Consider the following 4,599-nt stretch of genomic DNA (forward strand, 5'->3'; position numbering starts at 1 on the left):
CTTTCACAAGCAGGGGCTTTGTGCATAAAAAAAGAGGTGTGCATTTTGACACACCGCCTTTTCCAAATGGAAGTGATTCCGGTGCGATTCGAACGCACGACCCACAGCTTAGAAGGCTGTTGCTCTATCCAGCTGAGCTACGGAACCCCATTCTTTTTTGCGGATGCAAAGATAGGAAAGGTTTTTTGTTCTGCCAAAAGAATAAAATTCGAATGATTTTCGGTAAGATTACGCCTTTTAATGCTTTTTATCTTGATCTTCGTAAAAATATTGATAATGTCCCACACGGGAGTACACTCCATGAACGTCTCCTTTTGCATCCCTGTATGAACCGCTCTCGATCGGAACATCCGGAAGGTATTTGACTGGAGTACCGTAAATGCCCAGATAATACAGGTCAGGGTTGATGATAGCCTCATTCGTCAAGGGTGCCCCGGCATAGCGCAACACATTGCAAATATAGCCTTTATTCTCGATCTTTCGTGACGAAAGCCGGACGGTATAATAACGCCCTTCCGGCTCTTCGATGATGGTAACACTATTCGAACGATTCTCTGCATTCAGATAATTATAACGGAAATAAACGACCGACCGTTTATTCAACACTTCGACCCTCGACAAATAGCCCCCGCCATCGTAGTGATATTTCAGTTGAACGTAGAGATTACCGTCTTTCCAGACTTCCATATCTTCGACAAAACCGTGGTCTTCGAGTGACAATATCTTGTATACATAATTTTTATAAGAATACGTATAATCGTATCCATATTTGATACTCGGATTTTCCTTGTCCCACGAAACGTGCTTTCGATCATCAGCTACCATGCCCTTACGAAATCCCACGATTTTAGGCTTTCCTGTTTTCTGCTGCTCCACCATCAATTCTGTGTAAATCGAATCAAGCGCATACGCTTTCATTCCGACGCCAAGCAACGAAGTTTCAATATCGATTCCGTTATTATTGACTCTGTTTCCATATTCATCGATTTCAATCAGGTCGGAGGAGCGTACTTCGCATCCTGTCATGACAATCAACACACAAAAAGCCCAAAAACTTTTCGAGATATTCTGTAAATGGTATATGCTCATACTTTTGTTTTTATACGACACAAAAGTAATAAAAAAACAATACACTTAGGTACTTAAAGAATAAATGCTTGTTTTTTTCTTTTTATTTAAGGAATCAGAACGGATATCCGACGGCAAAATGCCATGCAAACTGATCGGTCAAGTTGGGGCGAGTAATGGCCCACTTACGACGACCGATTTCCTGCGGGTTGTACGCTTTCATTCCCGTATCAAGACGGATCAGGAAGTAATCGAAGTCGAGCCGCACGCCCAATCCGTACGAGAGGGCGACTTCTTCGTGGAAACGCGTCAGATCGAAATTCCCTTTCGGTTGGTAATCGTACTTACGGATCGTCCAGATATTTCCCGCATCGACATAGGCTGCCAGCTCGAACTTCCAAAACAACTTGGTACGATATTCGAGGTTGACATCGAGCCGAAGATCGCCGACTTGATTGACGAAGGTTGTAGCATCGGTGACAGGCATGCTTCCGGGGCCCAACGAGCGTACCGACCATCCACGGTTGCTGTTCGCCCCACCGGAAAAATAGCGACGGGTAAAGGGCAGCTCCTTGCTGTTCCCGTAAGGATAGCCTATGCCGGCACCGAGGTGAAAGGCGAAAGAGTTGCGATTGTCGATCGTCAGGCTTCGTGCAAAATCGATATCGCCTTTGATGAATTGCGAATAATACGTGCCGAAGAGTTTATAGCGGCCGTCCGCGTCTTTTTCCGTATGCAGCAGGTTCGACAATCCGTACAACACGTTTCCGGCCAGTTCGACGGAGAGACGCAGCGAGTACGTACTTCGGCCGCGTCTCATCGGGTCGTAGTTGTTGAACGAGTACGTATAGCCGGAACTGACGACGAACAGATCGGAATAGTTGTATTTGGCCGTAATTTCCGGCAACGTATTCCGGAAGGCCGTATCGATATGAAGCATATAGATATAGTCTACGTCGAGCAGGTTAAACGTATGACGGGCGAGGTTATTCGTCCGGTTCTGCCAGATGTAGTTCCATCCTCCGGAAAGGATGGCGCGCCGGTATTCGGGTCGTCGCTGCTGGTCGTAACTGATTTTGAACTCTGTGGTAGCGCGCACCTTCCGACGAAAGTCGTAACTTGTGAACGGAAAAACGAATGTAGGAAAGAGCATGGACGCTTCGCCGGCAAATTCCCAATAGTTGCCCCAACCCGCATGGCTGTTGCCGCCGGATAATGCTTCGTAGGCCCCGCGTACTTTGGCCGTGAAGCGTTCCGAGCCACGAAACAAATTACGGTGCTGATAATTCAGACTCGATGCGAAGCCCAAATCGCCGCTTGAGTTCGTCCCTTCTATTTCGACACCGAAGCCTTGCGTTTGGGCCGGAGCCGTAAGGATGGTACAGTCGAGTTTCAGCGTGTCGTTTTCCTCGCGTTCGTCGTAGCGGATATTGACGTGGCGCAAGGCACCCAGATTGGCAAATGCGGCGTACGTCAGTTCCATATTGCGATCGCTGTACAGCTGTCCCGGCAAGAGATAGCAACGACGCGCGAGGACTCCGGGGCGCAAGCGATGTTTCTTCGTATTGTTATAGACCCATACGCCGCGTTTCCACACGGAGTCGACCGGAGCGATGCGGGTATGTTCAGGCGCTAACGGATCGTAGCCCGTCACGACACTTACCTTATCGATGTAATAACGCCGGTGAGGACGCTCTTTGATCGAATCGGAGGGCATAACCGAGCGAAAAGGTTTGATATGCAGATCGAGGTCGACGAGTTGTTGATGGTGCGCGCTGTCTGCCCAGAAATAAATATAATCTCGGTTAAAGGCATAGTATCCGCGTCGGCGCAGCAATGTCGTGACGCGTTGCCGTTCCTTATCGAGCACATCACGGTCGAAGAAGCTGCCGGGACGTACCAGCGGCGTATATTCTTCCGGTGCCGAGCGGAACAAGCCCTTCAGCCACGATACGGGCGGAGCTTTCAGGCGGATGATGCTGTCGATACGCGCATCGTCGACTTTCATCCTGTATGCCCGGATGCGGTACGGCTCACCGGCAGCAACGGTGTAGCGCACCGTCGCTTTTTTACGCTTCGTCGTATCGATGGCGTAACGCACATCGGCATACACGAATCCTTTGTTGATCATGTACCGGTGAAGTTCGTCACGCGATTGGGCGATAAGCGCCGTGTCGAGGATTTCGGGCGGCTCACCGATGCGGCGCAACTGCCTGTTCAGCCATTTTTTTTCGTTGCGTCCCGACCAGCTATAGACGTACAGCGGCCATTTCAGGATACCGAACACTTTATAATTCGGTTGTTGGCGGAGATATGAGCTCAGGTCGTCTGCTTTGACCCGGCTGTCGTCGACCGAAATATCTACTTTATCCAGCAAATATTCGCCCTGTCCTACATATTTTGTCGTACTGCACGACCAGCAACATGCGACAAGGCTTATCCAGAGAATCAGGCGGATATTTCTTTTCATATCGTCTTTTAGCAGCACAAATGTACGTGAAATAAATTATTTGACGTACTTTTGAATTCCTAAAAAATGATGCGGCATGTTGAGCAGAGCAAGAATAAAACAGGTACGGGCGCTGGAGATGAAAAAATATCGGGACGCGCAGCAGATGTTTGTGGCAGAAGGAAACAAACTGGTGGCTGACCTGATGAAGGTCTTCGAATGCGAATGGATTGCTGCCTCTCCGTCGTGGATCGAGGCGCAACCGAACCTGCGTGCCGGCGAAGTGATCGAAGTGCGTGACGACGAGATGCGGAAAGTCAGCCTGCTGAAAACGCCTCAGGACGTATTGGCCGTATTCAAACGCCCCGCATATTACCTCAACGAGGCCGATCCGGCCATACAACTCGTTCTCGCGCTCGACGGCATTCAGGATCCCGGCAATCTGGGCACGATCGTCCGGCTGGCCGACTGGTTCGGCATCGCGCACGTGGTTTGCAGTACGGACACGGCCGACGTTTTCGGACCGAAAGCCGTACAAGCCACGATGGGAGCACTGGCACACGTACAAATCCACTATACCGATCTCGCCGAATACCTCAAGCGGCACCGGGCACCGTGTTACGGCACGTTTCTCGACGGTGAAAACATCTATCGCAAATCGCTGTCGGCCGTTGGCATTCTGGTGATGGGTAACGAGGGAAACGGCATCCGGCCCCATGTCGAAGCACAGATTAACGAGCGGCTTTTCATCCCGAACTTTCCTGAAGAGCGCACCTGTGCCGAATCCTTGAACGTAGCCGTAGCCGCGGCCGTCGTCTGTGCCGAATTCCGACGGCAAGCCATCCGACCTCCTGTGTCATGACAAAATCCACTATAGAGATTTAGTGAAAAACGAAGAACAAAAAGTGAAAAATCCTTCGGAGGCTTAGTTGTTGATTCGTTGTTCGTGTCCTGTCCTGAAAAAAGTTGACAGAAAAATATTGCACAAAATGACAAAAACAGGAGGAAAAATAATACGGTACAGTACTTACGTGAGTTCGGGATAATGTTTATTAGAATAATACCATCTGTTTAGTTTGTTA

General features: G+C 49.4%; 3 protein-coding genes and 1 tRNA gene. 1 reads left to right on the forward strand and 3 read right to left on the reverse strand.

Translation table 11 applies throughout. From position 1 onward, the window contains the following. Nucleotides 1-73 precede the first annotated feature (73 nt). The 3 genes from Q4A89_RS11565 to Q4A89_RS11575 form a co-directional block, all read right to left on the reverse strand. Nucleotides 74-147: transfer RNA gene (locus tag Q4A89_RS11565), tRNA-Arg, on the reverse strand. Between the two features lie 90 nt (nt 148-237). Beyond that, a complete protein-coding gene (locus Q4A89_RS11570) occupies nt 238-1,089 on the reverse strand; it encodes a hypothetical protein (protein ID WP_303185658.1) in 852 nt (283 codons plus the stop codon). A 94-nt stretch (nt 1,090-1,183) separates the two neighbouring features. Then, nucleotides 1,184-3,538 (reverse strand): BamA/TamA family outer membrane protein, encoded by a 2,355-nt coding sequence (locus tag Q4A89_RS11575; RefSeq protein ID WP_303185660.1) that lies wholly within the window; start codon nt 3,536-3,538, stop codon nt 1,184-1,186. A 76-nt stretch (nt 3,539-3,614) separates the two neighbouring features. Here Q4A89_RS11575 and Q4A89_RS11580 point away from each other — a divergent pair, with 76 nt between their 5' ends. Further along, a complete protein-coding gene (locus tag Q4A89_RS11580; protein WP_303185662.1) occupies nt 3,615-4,379 on the forward strand; it encodes an RNA methyltransferase in 765 nt (254 codons plus the stop codon). The last annotated feature ends 220 nt before the right edge of the window (nt 4,380-4,599 follow it).

The organism is Tannerella sp., from assembly GCF_030528505.1.
Taxonomy (GTDB): domain Bacteria; phylum Bacteroidota; class Bacteroidia; order Bacteroidales; family Tannerellaceae; genus Tannerella.

Bases quoted from the DNA above. Each gene is read 5' to 3' on its own strand.
- Q4A89_RS11570 (WP_303185658.1), bottom strand. From the start codon at position 1,089: ATGAGCATATACCATTTACAGAATATCTCGAAAAGTTTTTGGGCTTTT.
- Q4A89_RS11575 (WP_303185660.1), bottom strand. From the start codon at position 3,538: ATGAAAAGAAATATCCGCCTGATTCTCTGGATAAGCCTTGTCGCATGT.
- Q4A89_RS11580 (WP_303185662.1), top strand. From the start codon at position 3,615: ATGTTGAGCAGAGCAAGAATAAAACAGGTACGGGCGCTGGAGATGAAA.